At 40.1% G+C, this 18,396-nt stretch carries 16 protein-coding genes; all 16 read left to right on the top strand.

From position 1 onward, the window contains the following. The first annotated feature begins 20 nt into the window (after positions 1-20). The 16 genes from LXL81_RS18230 to LXL81_RS18155 all read left to right on the top strand — a co-directional run bounded on the left by LXL81_RS18230 (position 21) and on the right by LXL81_RS18155 (position 18,069). The gene (locus LXL81_RS18230; protein WP_234648198.1) at positions 21-3,119 is read left to right on the top strand and encodes a TAT-variant-translocated molybdopterin oxidoreductase; all 3,099 of its coding nucleotides are present in this window, start codon (positions 21-23) and stop codon (positions 3,117-3,119) included. 57 nt (positions 3,120-3,176) lie between these two features. Then, the gene (nrfD, locus tag LXL81_RS18225) at positions 3,177-4,610 is read left to right on the top strand and encodes an NrfD/PsrC family molybdoenzyme membrane anchor subunit (RefSeq protein ID WP_234648197.1); all 1,434 of its coding nucleotides are present in this window, start codon (positions 3,177-3,179) and stop codon (positions 4,608-4,610) included. Between the two features lie 45 nt (positions 4,611-4,655). Continuing rightward, on the top strand, positions 4,656-5,186 hold the full coding sequence (locus LXL81_RS18220) for a DUF3341 domain-containing protein (protein ID WP_137340950.1): 531 nt from the start codon (positions 4,656-4,658) through the stop codon (positions 5,184-5,186). A gap of 13 nt (positions 5,187-5,199) precedes the next feature. Continuing rightward, positions 5,200-5,808, top strand: a complete 609-nt coding sequence (locus tag LXL81_RS18215) for a cytochrome c (RefSeq protein ID WP_234648196.1) — start codon at positions 5,200-5,202, stop codon at positions 5,806-5,808. A gap of 35 nt (positions 5,809-5,843) precedes the next feature. Next, a complete protein-coding gene (locus LXL81_RS18210) occupies positions 5,844-7,190 on the top strand; it encodes a quinol:cytochrome C oxidoreductase (RefSeq protein ID WP_234648195.1) in 1,347 nt (448 codons plus the stop codon). A 21-nt stretch (positions 7,191-7,211) separates the two neighbouring features. Further along, entirely contained in the window at positions 7,212-8,324 is a 1,113-nt protein-coding gene (locus LXL81_RS18205; RefSeq protein WP_234648194.1) for a cytochrome c oxidase subunit II, read from the top strand. 29 nt (positions 8,325-8,353) lie between these two features. Next, positions 8,354-10,234, top strand: a complete 1,881-nt coding sequence (locus tag LXL81_RS18200) for a cbb3-type cytochrome c oxidase subunit I (protein ID WP_234648193.1) — start codon at positions 8,354-8,356, stop codon at positions 10,232-10,234. Beyond that, positions 10,209-11,237 carry a heme A synthase gene (locus tag LXL81_RS18195; RefSeq protein ID WP_234648192.1) on the top strand — a complete coding sequence of 343 codons (1,029 nt, stop codon included), beginning with the start codon at positions 10,209-10,211 and terminating at the stop codon, positions 11,235-11,237. The genes LXL81_RS18200 and LXL81_RS18195 overlap by 26 nt, the downstream gene beginning before the upstream one ends. Positions 11,238-11,256: 19 nt before the next feature. After that, the gene (cyoE, locus tag LXL81_RS18190) at positions 11,257-12,144 is read left to right on the top strand and encodes a heme o synthase (protein ID WP_234648191.1); all 888 of its coding nucleotides are present in this window, start codon (positions 11,257-11,259) and stop codon (positions 12,142-12,144) included. Positions 12,145-12,161: 17 nt separating this feature from the next. Next, positions 12,162-12,749 carry a cytochrome c oxidase subunit 3 gene (locus LXL81_RS18185; protein WP_234648190.1) on the top strand — a complete coding sequence of 196 codons (588 nt, stop codon included), beginning with the start codon at positions 12,162-12,164 and terminating at the stop codon, positions 12,747-12,749. Between the two features lie 13 nt (positions 12,750-12,762). After that, on the top strand, positions 12,763-13,533 hold the full coding sequence (locus LXL81_RS18180; protein WP_234648189.1) for a cytochrome c oxidase subunit 3: 771 nt from the start codon (positions 12,763-12,765) through the stop codon (positions 13,531-13,533). 30 nt (positions 13,534-13,563) lie between these two features. After that, positions 13,564-13,893: a cytochrome C oxidase subunit IV family protein gene (locus tag LXL81_RS18175; protein WP_234648188.1), complete on the top strand. Its 330-nt coding sequence runs from the start codon at positions 13,564-13,566 to the stop codon at positions 13,891-13,893. 10 nt (positions 13,894-13,903) lie between these two features. Continuing rightward, on the top strand, positions 13,904-14,554 hold the full coding sequence (locus tag LXL81_RS18170) for a hypothetical protein (RefSeq protein ID WP_234648187.1): 651 nt from the start codon (positions 13,904-13,906) through the stop codon (positions 14,552-14,554). A gap of 2 nt (positions 14,555-14,556) precedes the next feature. Beyond that, the gene (locus tag LXL81_RS18165) at positions 14,557-15,096 is read left to right on the top strand and encodes a DUF420 domain-containing protein (RefSeq protein ID WP_234648186.1); all 540 of its coding nucleotides are present in this window, start codon (positions 14,557-14,559) and stop codon (positions 15,094-15,096) included. Next, positions 15,093-15,380, top strand: coding sequence for a hypothetical protein (locus LXL81_RS18160; RefSeq protein ID WP_234648185.1), 288 nt, complete (start codon positions 15,093-15,095; stop codon positions 15,378-15,380). Before LXL81_RS18165 ends, LXL81_RS18160 begins: the two co-directional genes overlap by 4 nt. 163 nt (positions 15,381-15,543) lie before the next feature. After that, on the top strand, positions 15,544-18,069 hold the full coding sequence (locus LXL81_RS18155) for a glycosyl hydrolase (protein WP_234648184.1): 2,526 nt from the start codon (positions 15,544-15,546) through the stop codon (positions 18,067-18,069). The last annotated feature ends 327 nt before the right edge of the window (positions 18,070-18,396 follow it).

Below are 18,396 nucleotides of genomic sequence, written 5' to 3'. Positions count from 1 at the left end.
CTCATTGTATTAACAGTTTTATGGAAAATACTAATAAAAGATATTGGAGAGGACTTGAAGAGCTGCGTAATGACGAAAAATTCATTAAAAACGCAGGTTCAGAGTTCGCTGATGCACCAACAGAAAATCAATATGAAAGTCTGGTTGACGGAGCAGGTACACACCGTCGCGATTTCTTAAAAGTTTTAGGATTTGGTATGGCTGCTGTTTCTTTGGCAGCTTGCGAAACGCCTGTTAAAAAAGCAATTCCTTACGTTAACAAGCCTGAGGGGGAATTTCCTACAATTGCTAACTGGTACGCTTCTACTTATGCAGAAGGAGGAGATTATGCAAGTATTCTTGTAAAAACACGTGAAGGCCGACCAATTAAAATTGAGCCAAATACGCTTTCAGGTATTACAAAAGGGGTTAGTTCAAGAGCACATGCTTCTTTGCTAGGCCTTTATGACAACGAAAAATTAAGAGGTCCTAAAAAAGGTGAAGATTTAAAAGTTACCTGGGATGCTGTTGATAAAGACATAACAAGTCAGCTTTCTTCGATCGCTGCAAAGGGAGGAGCAATTCGCATTGTTTCTTCTACTCTTTTAAGTCCTTCTACGAAATCCGTTATTGCGGATTTCACCACAAAATATCCAACAACGCGTCACATCGTTTATGACGCAAACAGTTCTTCTGCAATCGTAAAAGGAAATGAGCTTTCTTTCGGAAAGGCTGTAATTCCTTCATACGCATTTGATAAGGCAAAAGTTATTGTTGCTATTGATGCTGACTTTTTAGGTGCCTGGCTTTCGCCGGAAGATTTTTCACGCCAATATGCTGATACACGCAGATTGGGCAGTGCGAAAGATGGCAAAAAGGATATGTCCCGTCATTATCAATTCGAATCAGTTCTTTCCATGACTGGTTCAAATGCAGATTATCGTTCAGCGGTAAAACCATCTCAATTGGGCCTGGTTGTTACTTCGCTTTACAATAAAGTTGCAGCAAAACTTGGTGGAAAGTCAATCGCTGCTCCTGCTTTGGATGCAACACACCTTGATAAAGCTGCTGCTGATCTTGTAGCTGCAAAAGGAAGTGCTTTGGTAGTTTCTGGTATCAATGATCCTTCTGTTCAGGTTGTAGTTAATGCTTTAAATAGTTTACTTGGAAGTTACGGCGCAACAATAGATTTAGATACACCTGTTAATTACCGTCAGGGAAATGACATCGCAATGAATGAATTCATTGACGAAGTTAAAGGTGGAAAAGTTGAAGCAGTAATTTTCTATGCAGCTAACCCGGTTTACGATCACCCACGTGGTTCTGAATTGGCAACTGCTCTTCCAAAAGTAGCTTTGAGTATTTCATTTAATGACCGTGCGGATGAAACTGCATCATTAGTGAAATTTATTACGCCTGCACCTCATTACCTTGAATCATGGAATGACGCAGAGCCGATGGCAGGTTTTTACAGCTTGACTCAGCCTACAATCAGTTTGATTTTCAGTACTCGTCAGGCGCAGGCCAGTTTATTGAAATGGGCAGGCCAGCCATCAGACTACCATGAATATGTAAAAGCTTACTGGAGAAAAAACATTTATACACAAGGAGGTACAGACAGTTTTGATAAATTCTGGGTACAGTCTCTACATGATGGTTTCTTCAAAACAAACCGTACTGCTTCTGCCGCAGGTGCAACTTTCACAGGAAATGTTGACGAAGCAGCATCAGCAATTGGTAAAAAATATAAAGCATCTTCGACAGGCATTGAACTGGCGTTGTATGAAAATGTTGGCGTAGGTAATGGATCTGCGGCTAACAATCCATGGTTACAGGAATTACCTGATCCGGTTACAAAAGCAACCTGGGATAACCACGCGAGTATATCGCAAAAGACTGCTAAGGATCTTGGTCTTGACCAGGGTGATGTGGTGAAAGTGGATCTTAAAGGTAAATCTGTTGAAGTACCTGTTATTATCCAGCCAGGTCAGGCAAATGGAACTGTTGCAATCACAATCGGTTATGGTCGTGAAAAAGCAGGAAAATCTGCAAATGGCGTTGGTAAAAATGTTTATCCATTAGCTTCGTTCTCAGCAGGATATTTAACTTTCGCACCAGGAGAAGTTACTGTTACTAAAACAGGAGCAACCCGCGAAATCGCTCAAACGCAAACACACAATACGGTAATGGGCCGTAAGTCGGTTCTTCAGGAAACGGTATTAGCTCATTTCCAGAAAGATCCTTTGGCGGGACGTTTTGTTCCAAAAATTGAAACTTCCGAAGGATCAGTAGATGCTACGGACCTTTCTCTTTGGAATGGACATAAATATCCAAACCACTCATGGGGTATGGTTATTGACCTTAATACATGTTTTGGTTGCGGATCTTGTGTAATTAGCTGCCAGTCTGAAAATAACATTCCGGTTGTAGGACGTCAGGAAGTTATTAACAGTCGCGAAATGCACTGGTTGCGTATTGACCGTTATTATAGCAGTGATGCAGAAGTAGGTGATTACACAGCAATGGAAGTTGCTTCGGAAAATCCGGAAGTTACATTCCAGCCGATGTTGTGTCAGCATTGCAACAATGCACCTTGTGAAACGGTTTGTCCGGTATTAGCGACAACCCACAGTTCTGAGGGTTTGAACCAAATGACTTATAACCGTTGCGTAGGTACTCGTTATTGCGCAAATAACTGCCCATATAAAGTACGTCGTTTCAACTGGTTCAAATATTTTGACAACGATAACTTTGATTACCACTTCAATAACGATCTGGGTAAAATGGTTATCAATCCTGAGGTTACAGTACGTTCACGTGGTGTAATTGAGAAATGTTCAATGTGTGTTCATAGAATTCAGGAAGGTAAGTTGACTGCTAAGAAAGAAAGAAGACGCGTGATCGACGGAGAAATTAACGTAGCTTGTGCTTCTTCATGCCCAACGGATGCGATCACTTTTGGTGATATGAATGATCCTGAAAGCAGAATTTCTAAAATGCTGGAAGTTGAAAAAGAAGGCCGTGCTTTCCACATGCTGGAAGAAATTAACGTACGTCCACAGATTTCATATCTTACGAAGGTTAGAAATAAGGATGTAGCAGCAGCACCAAAGGCAGAAACTGAAAAGGAACACGCCTAAGTCTGGTTGAAAGTTTTGTATTTGTTTGAAGATTAAATCATTATAAATTACAGTAGTATGCATGTTACTTCACCCGTAAGAGAGCCCCTTATTCAAGGCGGGAAAACGTATGCAGACGTAACGGAAGATATTTGCCGACATGTCGAAGGAAAGCCTACAAAGGAATGGAAAATTGCTTTCGGGATTTCTCTTGTTGTTTTGGCATATGGATCTTGTTGTCTTGCATGGACCTGGTGGGAAGGTCTGGGCGTGTGGGGATTAAATAAAACCGTAGGTTGGGCATGGGATATCACCAACTTCGTTTGGTGGGTTGGTATTGGTCACGCGGGTACATTGATCTCTGCGATTCTTTTACTATTCCGTCAGAAATGGAGAACATCCATTAACCGTGCGGCAGAAGCGATGACAATTTTCGCTGTAATTTGTGCTGCATCCTTTATCCTGATGCACATGGGTCGTCCGTGGATGGCATATTGGGCTTTACCATTACCTAACGCATTTGGTTCTCTTTGGGTTAACTTCAACTCTCCTTTGGTTTGGGACGTTTTCGCGATCAGTACTTATTTCTCGGTATCCCTTGTTTTCTGGTATATCGGTCTTATTCCTGATTTAGCTACAATTCGTGACCGTGCAACAAGCAAAGTGTCCCGTTTTATGTATGGAACTTTCGCAATGGGATGGGACGGATCAGCAAAAACCTGGTCTCGTTACGAATATATCAGCTTAATTCTTGCAGGTTTATCAACACCACTGGTACTTTCGGTACACACGATTGTAAGTATGGACTTTGCTACCTCGGTAATTCCGGGATGGCACACAACAATTTTCCCTCCATACTTCGTAGCGGGTGCGATTTTCTCCGGATTTGCGATGGTGCAGAACCTGATGTTGATCACACGTGTGGTTTACAAATTGGAAGATTATATCACCCTTGAACATATTGAAACCATGAATAAGGTAATCACCTTGACTGGTTCTGTTGTAGGGGTTGCTTATATTACTGAATTCTTTATTGCCTGGTATTCAGGAGTGGAATATGAAAGTTATGCATTTATCAACCGTGCTACCGGACCTTACTGGTGGGCATACTGGGCGATGATGACTTGTAACGTAATCTCTCCACAGTTGTTCTGGTCAAGAAAACTTCGTCGCAGCATTACATTTACATTCTTTATCTCTGTTATTGTAAACATCGGTATGTGGTTCGAACGTTTTGTAATTATTGTTACATCACTTCACCGTGACTACATTCCTTCGAGCTGGGCTATGTTCTCCCCTACCCGTTATGATATTGGGGATTATATTTTCTCTTTCGGATTGTTCTTCACGTTATTCCTGCTTTTCTCTAAATACTTGCCTGTTGTAAACATGGCAGAAGTAAAAGCGGTAATCAGATCTACTTCTGCAAACTTGCCTAAGAAAATTGCAGGTGTTGCAAAAGTAAGACAACGCGAAGCTGCTGCTCCGTTATTCAACAAGGATATAGAATAAGTAAATCGCTCAGAGCGAAGAATAATATTTAACATTAGTATAAATATGGCAGAATTATCTGGTAAATATTTAGTTGGAGTCTACGACGATGACGATACTGTATTACATGCAGTACCAAGACTCAGAAAGGCAGGAGTGAAAATACAGGAAGTATATTCTCCTTTTCCAATTCACGGAATGGATGACGCACTGGGTCATCCACGTACAAGAATCGGTATTGCGGCATTTATGTTTGGTGTTACCGGATGTTGTGTTGCGTTGACCCTGATGATCTGGACGATGGGGATTGACTGGCCAATGATTGTTGGTGGTAAGGATTCAATTTCTTTGCCTAACTATATTCCTATAACGTTTGAATTAACTGTTCTTTTTACAGCATTTGGTATGGTAACTACGTTTTTCATATCCAATGGGTTGAGTCCTGCGGCTCATAACCACGAAAGATTTGATGTTCGTGCTACGGACAACAAATTTATTATGGCGATTAACGTAGGTAGAAATTCAATGAGTGAAGATGAAATATCCCGTGCACTAAGAGATAGCGGTGCAGAAGAGGTTAACATCAAACAATTTTAATGTGCTTGGATCGATGAAATTGAAAAGTTTATATAGATATTCCCTGGCCCTGGCTGTTATCATGACCGCTGCATTCAGTTGCACGCGTGACCCAAATAACCCAGGTAAGCAATATGCGCCAAATATGTACCTGCCGGTTGGATACGAACCATACAGACAGGAAAAAGCAAATCCGATTAACCCGATGGGTTTAACAATGCGTTTGCCAGTTGAAGGAACAGTAGCGCGTCGTAACTACAACACATCTTTTGGTAAGGGAGATTCCTCACAAGTAGATCTTATGGTTTACAACATTCCGGCAGATAGTATTTCTATTTCTGAAAGAGTATTGAAAAATCCGGTACCTCTTAATGAAAAAAGCCTTGCAGAAGGTAAAGTTTTATTTGAGAGATATTGCCAGCATTGTCATGGAGCTACGGGAGCAGGTGATGGTAAAGTCGCAGCTGTTTACAAGGGGGTTCCGAATTACGCAAGTGATGCTTACAAGAACTTAAACGAAGGACATATTTTCCATGTTATTACTTACGGTAAAGCACGGATGTGGCCACACGGTTCACAAATTAATCCTGAGGAGCGCTGGAAAATTGTACATTATGTACAAAAGCTGCAAAAAGGAGCATAATTTATTTTTGATAACTGAGAAATAATATTTGAATAATGGCATCAGCACATTCGATTCCTTCTATTGAAGAACGGTTTGAATTCACTTCGGGAGCTAAAAGAAACCTTATCATTGGAGGAGCTATTGGAGCGGCTTTAGTGGTAGTAGGGATTTATCTTGCGGCGCAACCGGGAGGACATCATGAAGCAGAAGCGGCACATGGTGCAGTTAATGCAATAACCGGACATGCTGCGGCGGCTAGTCATGAAGCAGCGGGTCATGCTGTTGAAGAACATCATGTTAGCTGGCTTACACGTATCTGGGCTAATATTTGGGTAAATGCAGTATATTTTACTGGTATATCGGTTGTAGGTATGTTTTTCATTTCCTACAACTATCTTGCACAAGCAGGATGGTCAGCAGTATTTAAAAGAGTTCCGGAAGCAATGCCTGCATTTTTGCCAATAACCGGCGTTATCATGCTTTTGGTATTCATTTTTGGAGGTCATGATTTATTTCACTGGACACACAGCGAAGTGTATGAAGTAGGTGGTCCCGAATATGATGAAGTATTGGCAGGAAAACACGGATATCTGAATACACCATTTTTTGTAGGCAGATTAATATTTTATTTTGTTGCATGGTATTTCATGTGGAGAAAGATACGTCAGTTTTCTTTGGAAGAGGATCAAATCGGTGGAACAGAATTATATGATAAATCAATACGTCTAGGAACAGCATTTCTTGTAATTTTTGGAGTAACATCTTCTACATCTGCCTGGGACTTTGTTATGTCAATTGACCCGCACTGGTTCAGTACGATGTTTGGGTGGTATACTTTGGCAAGCTGGCACGTAGCCGGATTGGCAGTTATCACTTTGACAGTTGTTATGCTGAGAGAAAGAGGATATCTTAAAGCTGTAAATTCAAGTCACCTTAGAGATTTAGGGAAATTCGTTTTTGCATTTAGTATTTTCTGGACCTATGTATGGTTTGCTCAGTTCCTTTTGATCTATTATGCTAACCAGCCGGAAGAAATTATTTATTTCATTGAGCGTTTCAGAGGACATGGAAGTATTTTCAAAGCTCCATTCTTCATAACTTTGTTCCTTAATTTCTTCTTGCCATTCCTGGTTTTGATGACAAGAGATTCTAAGTTTACGCATTCAATTCTTAAAGTGGCATGCTGGAGTGTAATCATCGGACATTATATGGATTTTTACACGAACATTATGCCTGGTAGCGCCGGGGATACAGCGGGATTTGGACCGTTGGAATGGGGATTTTTCTTAGTCTTCATTTGTGGATTTGTTTGGTCAATGGCGACTCAGTTGGAAAAGGCAAATTTGATTCCAAAGCACCACCCAATGTTGGAAGAATCATTGCATCACGATATCGCCTAATTTGCTTAACCTGTTATTATCATGTATTTTATCATTGCAATAGTTGCCTTAGTTTTTGTGGTTCTCACCGGTGTTGTGATTTCCAGGTTGCAAGGCGTTCTCACAAGTGTTAAGAAGCCAGAATCTGCTGATGCTGTGCCGGAAGGTAATAGCTGGAATGGGGCCATGTTTATCGTTATCCTTGTAGCTGCGGTAATCGGGATTACTTGGTCTTACCTGCATGCAAGAGAACATTTTTTACCGATTGCTTCGTCTGTACACGGTAGAAGAACGGATGATCTGTTTTGGTTTTCAATGGGTATTCTGACAATTCCGTTTGCCTTTGTTAACTTTTTGATTTTCTTCTTTGCCTGGAAATATCAGTACAAAAAAGGAAATAAAGCATCCTTTTATCCAGATAACCATAAGTTGGAACTTATCTGGACGATCATTCCTGCCATTGTAATGGCCATGTTGGTTTTTACAGGTTGGAAAGCTTGGTCTGATATTACCTCAGATGCTCCTGCTGATGCGGAAGTTATTGAAATCACAGGAAAGCAGTTTAACTGGATTGTTCGTTATGGTGGTGTTAGCGATAATAAACTTGGTAACTACAATTACAAGTTGATTGATGCGCAAAATGAAGTAGGTATAGATCTGTCTGATGAAAATTCATTTGACGATTTCCTTAACCCTACGGAAATGCACATTCCTGTTAACAGACCCGTACTTTTGAAAATTCGTGCGCGTGACGTTTTGCATAGTGTATTCATTCCTCACATGCGTGTGAAAATGGATGCAGTACCAGGCATGCCAACTAAATTTTGGTTTGTTCCGGACAAGACAACTGCTCAAATGCGTGCTGATCTGAATGATCCGAATTTCAAATATGAAATTGCTTGTACAGAGGTTTGTGGTCAAGGCCATTTCTCTATGAAATTGAACCTTGTTGTTGAAGACGAAGCTTCATATAAAAAATGGTGTGCTGAACAAACAACTTTTCTTCAGACATACCCGGAATATCTTGCGAAAGTACCTGATAACTTGAAAGCCAAGGCAATGAAAGGTTTGCCAGCTGAAACCACAACACCGGCAGATACTGCTAAAACAGCTTCGGTTGGTGGTGGAATGGGAACAAGTGCAGCACTTCGCTAATTTTATTAATTTAAATACAAAACAGGCATATGTCAGCTATTGAAGGAATGGAAGCCGCTGTACACCATGAGGAACATGCGCACCATCACGAGGCACAAAGCTTTTGGCAGAAATACGTATTTTCTGAGGATCACAAGGTTATAGCAAAGCAATACCTGATCACGGGTATTCTCTGGGCGGTGATTGGGATTTCTATGTCCGTAATCTTCCGTATCCAACTTGGTATGCCAGACTCTAACTTGTCATGGTTGAGACCTTTGTTTGGAAACTGGATTAGCGAAACTGGTAAACTGGATCCTAACTTTTACCTGGCTTTGGTTACAATGCACGGTACCATTATGGTATTCTTTGTACTTACAGCAGGTTTGAGTGGTACTTTCAGTAACTTCCTGATCCCTCTGCAAATTGGTGCAAGAGATATGGCATCAGGATTTATGAACATGTTATCATACTGGTTCTTCTTCCTGGCCAGCGTTATCATGTTCGCCTCTTTATTCTTACAAACTGGTCCTGCTGCGGGTGGGTGGGTAATTTATCCTCCATTGAGTGCATTACCGCAAGCGCATCCAGGTTCAGGAATGGGGATGACGCTTTGGTTGGTAAGTATGGCTCTTTTCATTGTGTCACAATTATTAGGAGGTATCAACTATATCACGACTGTAATTAATTTACGTACCCGGGGTATGTCATTTGACCGTCTTCCTTTGACAATCTGGTCTTTCCTGATTACGGCAATTTTGGGGCTTATATCTTTCCCAGTATTGTTCTCGTCTGTATTGCTTTTGATCTTTGATCGTCACTTTGGAACGAGTTTCTATCTTTCTGAGATCTATATTAATGGTGAAGCACTTCCAAATGTCGGTGGTAGCCCAATCCTTTTCCAGCATTTGTTCTGGTTCCTTGGTCACCCTGAGGTATATATTGTACTTCTTCCTGGTCTTGGTATCACGTCAGAAGTTATTGCGACAAATTCACGTAAGCCAATCTTTGGTTACCGTGCGATGATCGCATCCATGTTAGGTATTGCATTCCTTGCCTTTATTGTATGGGCTCACCATATGTTTGTAACAGGTATGAATCCGTTCCTTGGATCTGTATTTATGTTCCTTACTTTGATTATTGCGGTACCATCTGCAGTAAAAGGGTTTAACTACATCACAACCTTATGGAAGGGTAACATCGTATTTACACCAGGTATGTTGTTTGCGATTGGTATGGTATCCTTATTCGTATCAGGTGGTTTGACAGGTATTATACTTGGAAACAGTGCTTTGGATATTCAGCTTCATGATACTTATTTCGTAGTAGCTCACTTTCACCTTGTAATGGGTGCAGCTTCAGCTTTTGGTTTGTTTGCAGGTGTTTATCACTGGTTCCCTAAGATGTTCGGTAAAATGATGAACCGGACATTAGGTCAGATTCACTTCTGGTTTACGTTTGTAGGAATTTACCTGATCTTTATTCCAATGCATTATGTTGGTATCGCAGGTTTCCCACGTCGTTATTATCAATTCACAAGCTACGACTTTACGCATAAATTTATGGACATGAATATGTTCATAACAGTAGCAGCGATTCTGTCATTCCTTGCTCAGTTTATATTCCTTTATAATTTCTTCAGCAGCATTTTCAGAGGCAAAACAGCTCCTCAAAATCCATGGAGATCTAATACACTGGAATGGACTACGCCAATTGTTCCTGGTCATGGTAACTGGGAAGGCGAAATACCAGCAGTGTATCGTTGGTCATATGATTATAGCAAACCTGGTGCAACGGAGGATTTTATACCTCAGAATATACCTTATTCTCAAACATTGGAATCTAATTTCCCACATGAGAATGAGTTGATTGCGACCGAAAAAGAAATAGCGGCTCAGAATTTTAATGACCAGTTTAACCAAGCTCATTGATTCACGTGTTAACCGTCGTTTTCGGCGGTTAACACTGAATACAGTTATTGTCCTTTACATCCTTATCATGGTTGGTGGGGTAGTAAGAAGTACCGGAGCTGGTATGGGATGTCCTGATTGGCCTAAATGCTTTGGTAGCTGGATTCCTCCAACGGAGGCCTCACAGCTACCATTAGATTATAAGGAGATATACGGAGCTAAACTCAAAGGCGAAGTAATATTCAACCCGGTAAAAACCTGGATAGAATATGTAAACCGTCTTTTCGGAGCTTTTACAGGTATTATGATTTTCATAACACTTGTAGCGTCCACTCCTTACTTAAAAACAAACAGAAAAAGCTTGTTTGGATTCAGTCTGTTAGCTTTTGTTTTGGTAGGGTTTCAGGGTTGGTTAGGATCTAAGGTAGTATCTTCCGAGTTACATCCTGTGATGATTACAGTTCATATGCTTTTAGCAATTGTTATTGTTTTCATTTTGATTTACCTGTTTATCAGATCTTCCTATTCATCAGAAAAAGATGGTAAGCAGATCGCCAACAAAGGCTTGATTGATAAATTGTCTGTCATTGTTCTTGTATTATCACTTATCCAGATTTTATTAGGGACCCAGGTTCGTGAGGTAATGGATGAAGTTATTCGGGCGTTGGGATACTCCGGGCGTGCACAATGGATCGAAACACTGGGAGTGCCTTTTTATATTCATCGTTCTTTCTCTATACTGGTACTTGTTTCAAATGTATTTTGGGTGAATAAAATAAATCACTCGATTGAAGGAGAATCCAGAATCAAACAAATGGGAAAAGTTTGTCTGGTGATTTTAGGACTGGAAATATTGACAGGCGTGATAATGGCATATTTTGGAGTACCGGCATTTGCGCAGCCAATTCACTTGACGCTGGCAATAATTATGATCGGATTTCAATTCATGATGTGGCTGCTGATGAATGCAAATCAGTTATCGTGGAGCAGAGATATTGTTAAATTGAGTAAGGATTTAGTGTAGTTGGAAATTGAGCAGAATAATGACATCAGCACAGGAAGGTTTGAATTTAAAAGTTGGAGATAAAGTAAAGGCTTTGTTTGAATTGTTGAAATTCAGACTGGCATTTTTGATCGCTTTTTCTGGTGCGATGGGATATAGTTTAGGAGCCAGTAGCATTAGTTGGGTTAAAATCGTTCTTTTCTGTATTGCTTCTATTGGAATCACCGGTGCTGCGAATATCATTAACCAGATCCTGGAAATTGATCTGGATAAAATGATGAAAAGAACAGAGAATCGTCCTTTGCCAAGTGGCAGGGTAACGGTTGAACAGGCGATCATCTGGGCTGTATTTCTTGGTATTTCCTCTCTTTTCATTTTCATTATATATTGCAATCTCATAAGTGGATTACTGGCCTTATTATCGCTGGTTTTATATGGATTTGTCTACACTCCTTTGAAACGCGTCGGTCCGATTGCTGTTTTTGTGGGAGCTTTTCCCGGAGCATTTCCTCCAATGATAGGCTGGGTAGCAGCTACAAATCATTTCGGTCTTGAACCAGGGATTTTATTTGCGATCCAATTTTTCTGGCAGTTCCCGCATTTTTGGGCTATTGCCTGGGTTTTGGATGACGATTACAAACGTGCAGGGTTTAAATTATTACCAGCAAACGGTTTGAAAGATGCAGATACAACGATGCAAATCATGATTTACACGTTATTTTTGCTTCCAATAGGTTGGTTACCTTACAAGTTGGGTATGACTGGAATCAATTCAGCTTTCATAGCAACAGTTTTTGGCGTTTTGTTCCTTGCTCAGACCTTTCATTTGATGAGGAAATGCTCTGATAAAACGGCCCGCCAATTGATGTTTGGTTCCTTTGTATATTTGCCTATTGTTCAGATTGCGTTTTTGTTGGATAAATTGTGATATAGTATTTAAGTGAAATGGAAAATATTCAGCAGTTAAAAGTAGATAAAGAGCCGAAGGAAACGCTTGCCATGGATCCAATGAAGTTCATTCTTTGGTTGTTTCTGGTAAGTATCATCATGCTCTTCGCGTCTCAGACAAGTGCATACCTTGTAAGAAGGGCAGAAGGTAATTGGCTGGAATTTGCAATGCCAAAAATTTTCTGGTATAGCTCAGCAGTTCTGGTAGTTAGCAGTCTTTCTATGCAATGGGCTTATTTTGCTGCAAAAAAAGATGATTTCAAGACTTTGAAAATAGCAATTTATGTTACTTTTGCACTTGGAATCGCATTCCTTTGGATGCAGTTTGAAGGATGGAAAGATCTGGTAGCAGCAAATGTTTATTTTGTAGGAAACCCATCTGGTTCGTTTTTTTATGTGTTTACAGGATTACACGGATTTCATATTATCAGCGGTCTTATTGTGCTGCTATATGCATTGAGAGCGGTATTCCGTTTTAAAGTGCATTCCAAGAGTTTGAGACAGATACAGATCTGTGCTACTTACTGGCATTTTCTGGATTTACTTTGGTTATACCTTTTTGTTTTTTTATTGACTTTTAATTGATAATTTTTCACCAATGGCTGCACATGTAACAACACCTGGCACGGTAGAACCCAAAATGTGGATGGGCGGGATCGAGCCTATGAAAGCAAGTTACGGGAAATTGATGATGTGGTTTTTCCTCATCTCAGATACTTTTACTTTCTCCGCCTTGCTGGTGGCTTATGGAACTGCACGTTTTAGTTTTCCTGCCTTTGCCGGAAAAGCAGCAGATTTTAAATTCTCCGACCTATACTGGCCTATACCTGAAAAAGTATATGAATCTGTTCCTTTCTTGCATGGAACATCGTTGCCATTGGTTTTTGTAGGGATTATGACATTTATTCTTATTGCAAGTAGTGTTACAATGGTACTTGCAGTAGAAGCCGGCCACCGTATGGACCGTGCGAATGTTGAAAAATATATGCTTTGGACAATTCTTGGAGGTTTCACATTTCTTGGATGCCAGGCTTGGGAATGGAGTCACTTTATCCATGGAACAGATGCTGGTTCAATGATGAGAGTTTTTGAAAACGGATCATATGTGGAGAAAGTGATCTACGGAGCAAATCTTACACAAAACCAGTATGGTCCTCCCGCATTTGCTGATTTCTTCTTCTTCATCACCGGGTTTCACGGAACGCACGTATTTAGTGGAGTTATATTGAATATTCTTATTTTCTTCCGTTCTGCGACTGGTTTTTATGACAAACGCGGAAGTTATGAAATGGTTGAAAAAGTTGGTCTTTACTGGCACTTTGTAGACCTTGTTTGGGTATTTGTATTTACATTCTTTTATCTGGTTTAATCAACAGGAGCTTATATAATTCTAAATCATATGTCAGAAGTACATCATATACACGAGCAGGATCCTCACGCAGGTGCAGAACAACGCAAAGCAATCTGGAAAACATTCTGGATTCTTCTAGTCCTGACGTCACTTGAATTCCTTATCGCTTTTACAGTTCCTCATGGAGTTTTGAAGGTTTCGATTTTCATCATTATGACAATTGTGAAAGCATTTTATATCGTAGGTGAATTTATGCACCTTAAGCATGAAACCAAAACGCTGATCTGGTCGATACTTGTTCCTATAATATTTATTGCCTGGTTGATCCTCGCACTTCTTCTTGAAGGAAATGCTATTTTTGAGGCAGTATTCAAGTAGATAAAACGTTATGATAAACTTCCGTAAAGCCGGGTTACTGATTGTCACATTAGTAATTCCGGCTTTAGTTTTTACATTTTTAAAATTCTTCGCGACTAATCATTATGATCTTCAGCACTACTTTCCAGTGAAAGATCTATCAGGGAAAGTTATTGTAATTGATGGTGATACTGCTTTTTACAAGGTTCCTGTTATAAGCCTGAAGGATACAAATGGCAGAGCAATTTCAGAAGAATTTGGTAAGGGACAGGTAACTGTGGTTGGATACTTGCCGGAGCATTGTATGGATAGATGCGAAATTGTCTTTGGTCAGGTTGAACGTGTTTTCGCGCTAAGAGAAACCATTCCATACCTGAATTTAATTACGCTGGCAGATAAGTGGACAGGAAAGAAACAAAATTATCCGCAGGAGCTTGGCACAAACGGATGGAAAGTGTTGACCGGATCGGAGGAGGAAATTAAAGATACCTGGGATTCTAAATTGAAGTTGCTCACTGAAATCCCTGGTTCGAAAACTAATTCTTTGGAAACGAAGTTAGTACTGATAGATGCCGAAGGACATATACGAGGCTATTACAATGCATCTGATTCGGAAGAGACCAATAGGTTGATGGCTGAAATTAAGATTTTGGATTACGAGAAAAAGGAAAACTACAAATAGTTATGGCAACTGTTTTGCTTGAAGAAAATAAAAAGTATAGAAAAATAATTAATGTCCTGGCTATTGCAATCCCCGTTGCAGTAGCCGTTCTTATCGGTATCCGTCAGAAAATCGATTTGGGTCCATGGACAAAAGTTCTGCCGCATGTTATCGGGATGCTGAATACAGCTACAGCTATTCTATTAATACTGGGATTTTATTTTATCAAAGTCAATAACCGTAATGCGCACCGGTTAATTATGACCGTTGCATTTGTTTTGGGTGCTGTTTTTTTGGTTTGTTATATTCTGTATCACATTTCAAATGAATCTACACCTTTCGGGGGTTCCGGGTTTATCCGGCCAATTTATTATTTCCTTTTGATCTCACATATCGTATTATCGGTTGTGGTCGTTTGGTTTGTATTAAGAGCCGTGTATTTTGGTTATAGTAATCAGCTTGCAGAACATAAAAAAGCCGTGAAGTGGGCGTTTCCAATCTGGTTATATGTCAGTGTGAGCGGTGTAATTGTTTATTTACTTATCAGTCCTTATTACACATGAAAAAGTTTCTGGTGATTTTTGGATGTTTTATAGCTTTTTTTATCCTGACAATTCCTTCGTCGATGGCACAATGTGCTATGTGCAGAGGAACCGTTGAAAGTTCAATGGGAAATGGCAGGAATAATGTTGGCGTTGGTTTGAATACCGGTATTATGTATTTATTCATGATGCCTTATTTATTGGTTGCCGTGATTGGATATATGTGGTATCGCCACAGTAAAAAAGCACAACAGGAACGTCAGTTTATAAATGCAAGAGTCAGTCAGGCGTTGAATCGTCAATAGAATATATCATTTTGAAAAAGGCGGAATCGTTATCGGTTTCGCCTTTTTTTATGGACTTCATTACAATTATGTTGTTGTGTATGAAAATAATTATTTGTTAAAAAGTGCTTACAGGTAGGTGTAGAAATGAAGGTTACAGTCTTTTAATGGTAAACAGACTTTTATGCGGTTATTCATCTTAGCAGTTTTAATATTTATAAGTTTATCCGGTAGCGCCCAGATCATTTCCACAGCCAAACCCTGGACTTATTGGTGGTGGATGGGAAGTGCGGTAACCAGAGAGGATATCACCGCACAACTGGAGGAATTTGCTAAATCAGGATTGGGCGGTGTGCATATCATTCCTATCTATGGAGTGAAGGGTTATGAATCTGATTTTATTCCATTTTTAACGGATCACTGGCTGGATGTTATGCAACATACCGTTTCAGAAGGGAAACGTCTGGGACTTGGTGTTGACATGACTACCGGCACAGGCTGGCCATTTGGCGGGCCTAATGTAAGCAAACAAATGGGGGCCAAAGCAATAAGTTTTAAAGACAATAAATGGGTCGTTGTTCCAACAAAACAGGAAGTGAAACGTGCTGCGCCCGGGGGAGAAGGATTGGTTTTTGATCCGTTTCATCCAACGGCTATGTCAAATTATCTTCTAAGATTTGAAGCGGCTTTTGTCCATGCCAAGGAGAAACCAAGATCCATGTATATGGATTCATATGAGGCTTATGGTGCTAATTGGACGGATGATTTTTTGAAAGAATTTAAATCGCGAAGAGGTTATGCGCTCCAGGATACTCCTGAGCTTTTAACAGATAGTTCAGGAAAGCCAGAATCTGTCTTGGTGAAAATAGATTATCATCAAACCCTGGCTGAATTGTTGCGTGAACGATACGCGCATGTCTGGACGCAGTGGAGCAAGGAACAGGGTTTTCTGACACGATATCAGGCCCACGGTTCTCCGGGCAATCTGTTGGACTTATATGACGAAGCGGACATTCCGGAAACTGAATCTTTTGGAACCAGCCGTTTTTCCATTCCGGGATTAAGAGTGGATCCGGATTATTCCGAGAAACAATTTGGTACGCCAAATCCACTGGCAATGAAATTTGCATCTTCCGCAGCTGATTTCTCAGGAAAAAAACTGGTAAGCTCCGAAACCGGCACCTGGCTTGCAAACCATTTCAAAGTTTCTTTGTCACAGGTAAAGCCACAGATTGACGAACTTTTTACAGCCGGGATCAATCACATTTTTTATCACGGGACAACCTATTCACCAGTCGCCGAAATCTATCCCGGCTGGTTATTTTATGCTTCTACCAATTTTGGTCCATCTTCACATTTTGCTGAGCATTTTAATTTATTAAATCAATATGTAGAGCGCTGCCAGACGTTGTTGCAGGAAAGTAAGCCCGACAACGATATTCTGGTTTACTTCCCAATCCATGACTTGTGGTCAACGCCGGCCAAATCTGCGGGTGGTGTACATTTATTAGAAGTTCATCATGTGGATCGTTGGCTTTTACAATTACCATTTGGACAGCTTACGACAAAACTCTGGCAGGAAGGATACACTTTTGACTACGTATCGGATCGTCAATTGATGCGCTTATCTGTGAACAAAGAAGGAAATCTTAGTTCGGGATCGGCAACTTATAAAACTATTGTTATTCCGCCGTCAACCTACATGCCGGATGAAACACTTTCTCAGCTTTTGAAACTAGCCAAGGAAGGGGCAAAAATTGTTTTTGCGGATCATGTACCCGTTAAGGTTACTGGCTACAATGTAAATGAAGCAAGACAAAAAGAGTTTGATATAAAACTTGCAGAATTAACAAATCAGAAACAAAATGTATTGGTAGATAAAGCTTGGGAATCTGCTTTGGCTAAACAAGGCGTTGTTCAGGAAAAATGGGCTAAACTTGGTTTAACTTTTATCAGAAAATCTCAGAATGGCAAACCAGTTTATTTCATTGCAAATGTTGGAAATACTTTTCAGGAAGGCTGGATAAGTCTGGGCAAAATTGCCGGCAATGTGGAACGATATGATCCACTTACAGATATGTCCGCCAATTTATCACAGCGTAATGAAAATAATAACAATGAAATTTTTCTATCACTTAAACCCGGGCAGTCTTGTTTTTTAAGAGAGTCGGCTAGCAAAAGTGAGGCAGTTCCGGTATTTATTTCAACAAAACAACAACAGATTTCAGGAACCTGGAAAGTTGATTTTTTAAAAGGCCGTCCTTCCATTCCTGCTTCTGGAAAACTTCTAAAACCGGCCTCATGGGTGACGCTTTCCGATACTGCACGATATTTCTCGGGAACTGCTCGTTACTCAGTTACTTTTGATCTGACAGCTGAAGTTCGTGATTCAAAAAATATTACATTGGATTTAGGAGATGTTCGAGAAGTTGCTGCTGTGAAACTGAATGGAAAAGAGGTCGGTATTGTCTGGTCAATTCCTTTTCAATTAAATATTACCCCGGAGTTATTAAAAGAAAGGGGAAATAAGCTGGAAATAGAGGTAACCAATCTTTCTGCGAATTATATGCGGCATAGGGATAAAAAATTACCAGACTGGAAGAAATTTTATGACATCAACATTGTCGATATAACATACAAAAAATTCGATGCGGCGGGATGGCAGCCTATGCCTTCGGGTCTATTAGGGCCGGTTAGATTTTTATATTGAAATACAGACAGATTCTCAAGAATTCCAGGAGGCTCCAATGGAGCCAGCACTTTTGATATTTCAAGTTTCTTGCTACAAACAGGAAGCCACGCTGTGGCTATAATTCAGGAGAAACAGAAAGAAATTATTTTAACATCTGAGAATTGTTTCAAGAGATAAATCCCGCTCCATTGGAGCATCCTGTTTACAGCAATCGAATTTTAAACATCAATCAGGACACCATCGGAGTCTCCTGGATTTGAACAATAACTATTCCCAAAGCGGGTAAGGTTCCAATTGAATTTTTTGTATAAAGAATATATTGGTTGATTGGTAAAACAAGTTTTT

It is taken from the genome of Dyadobacter sp. CY356, assembly GCF_021440195.1.
Taxonomy (GTDB): domain Bacteria; phylum Bacteroidota; class Bacteroidia; order Cytophagales; family Spirosomataceae; genus Dyadobacter.
This window is presented reverse-complemented; position numbering and strand designations above follow the sequence as displayed.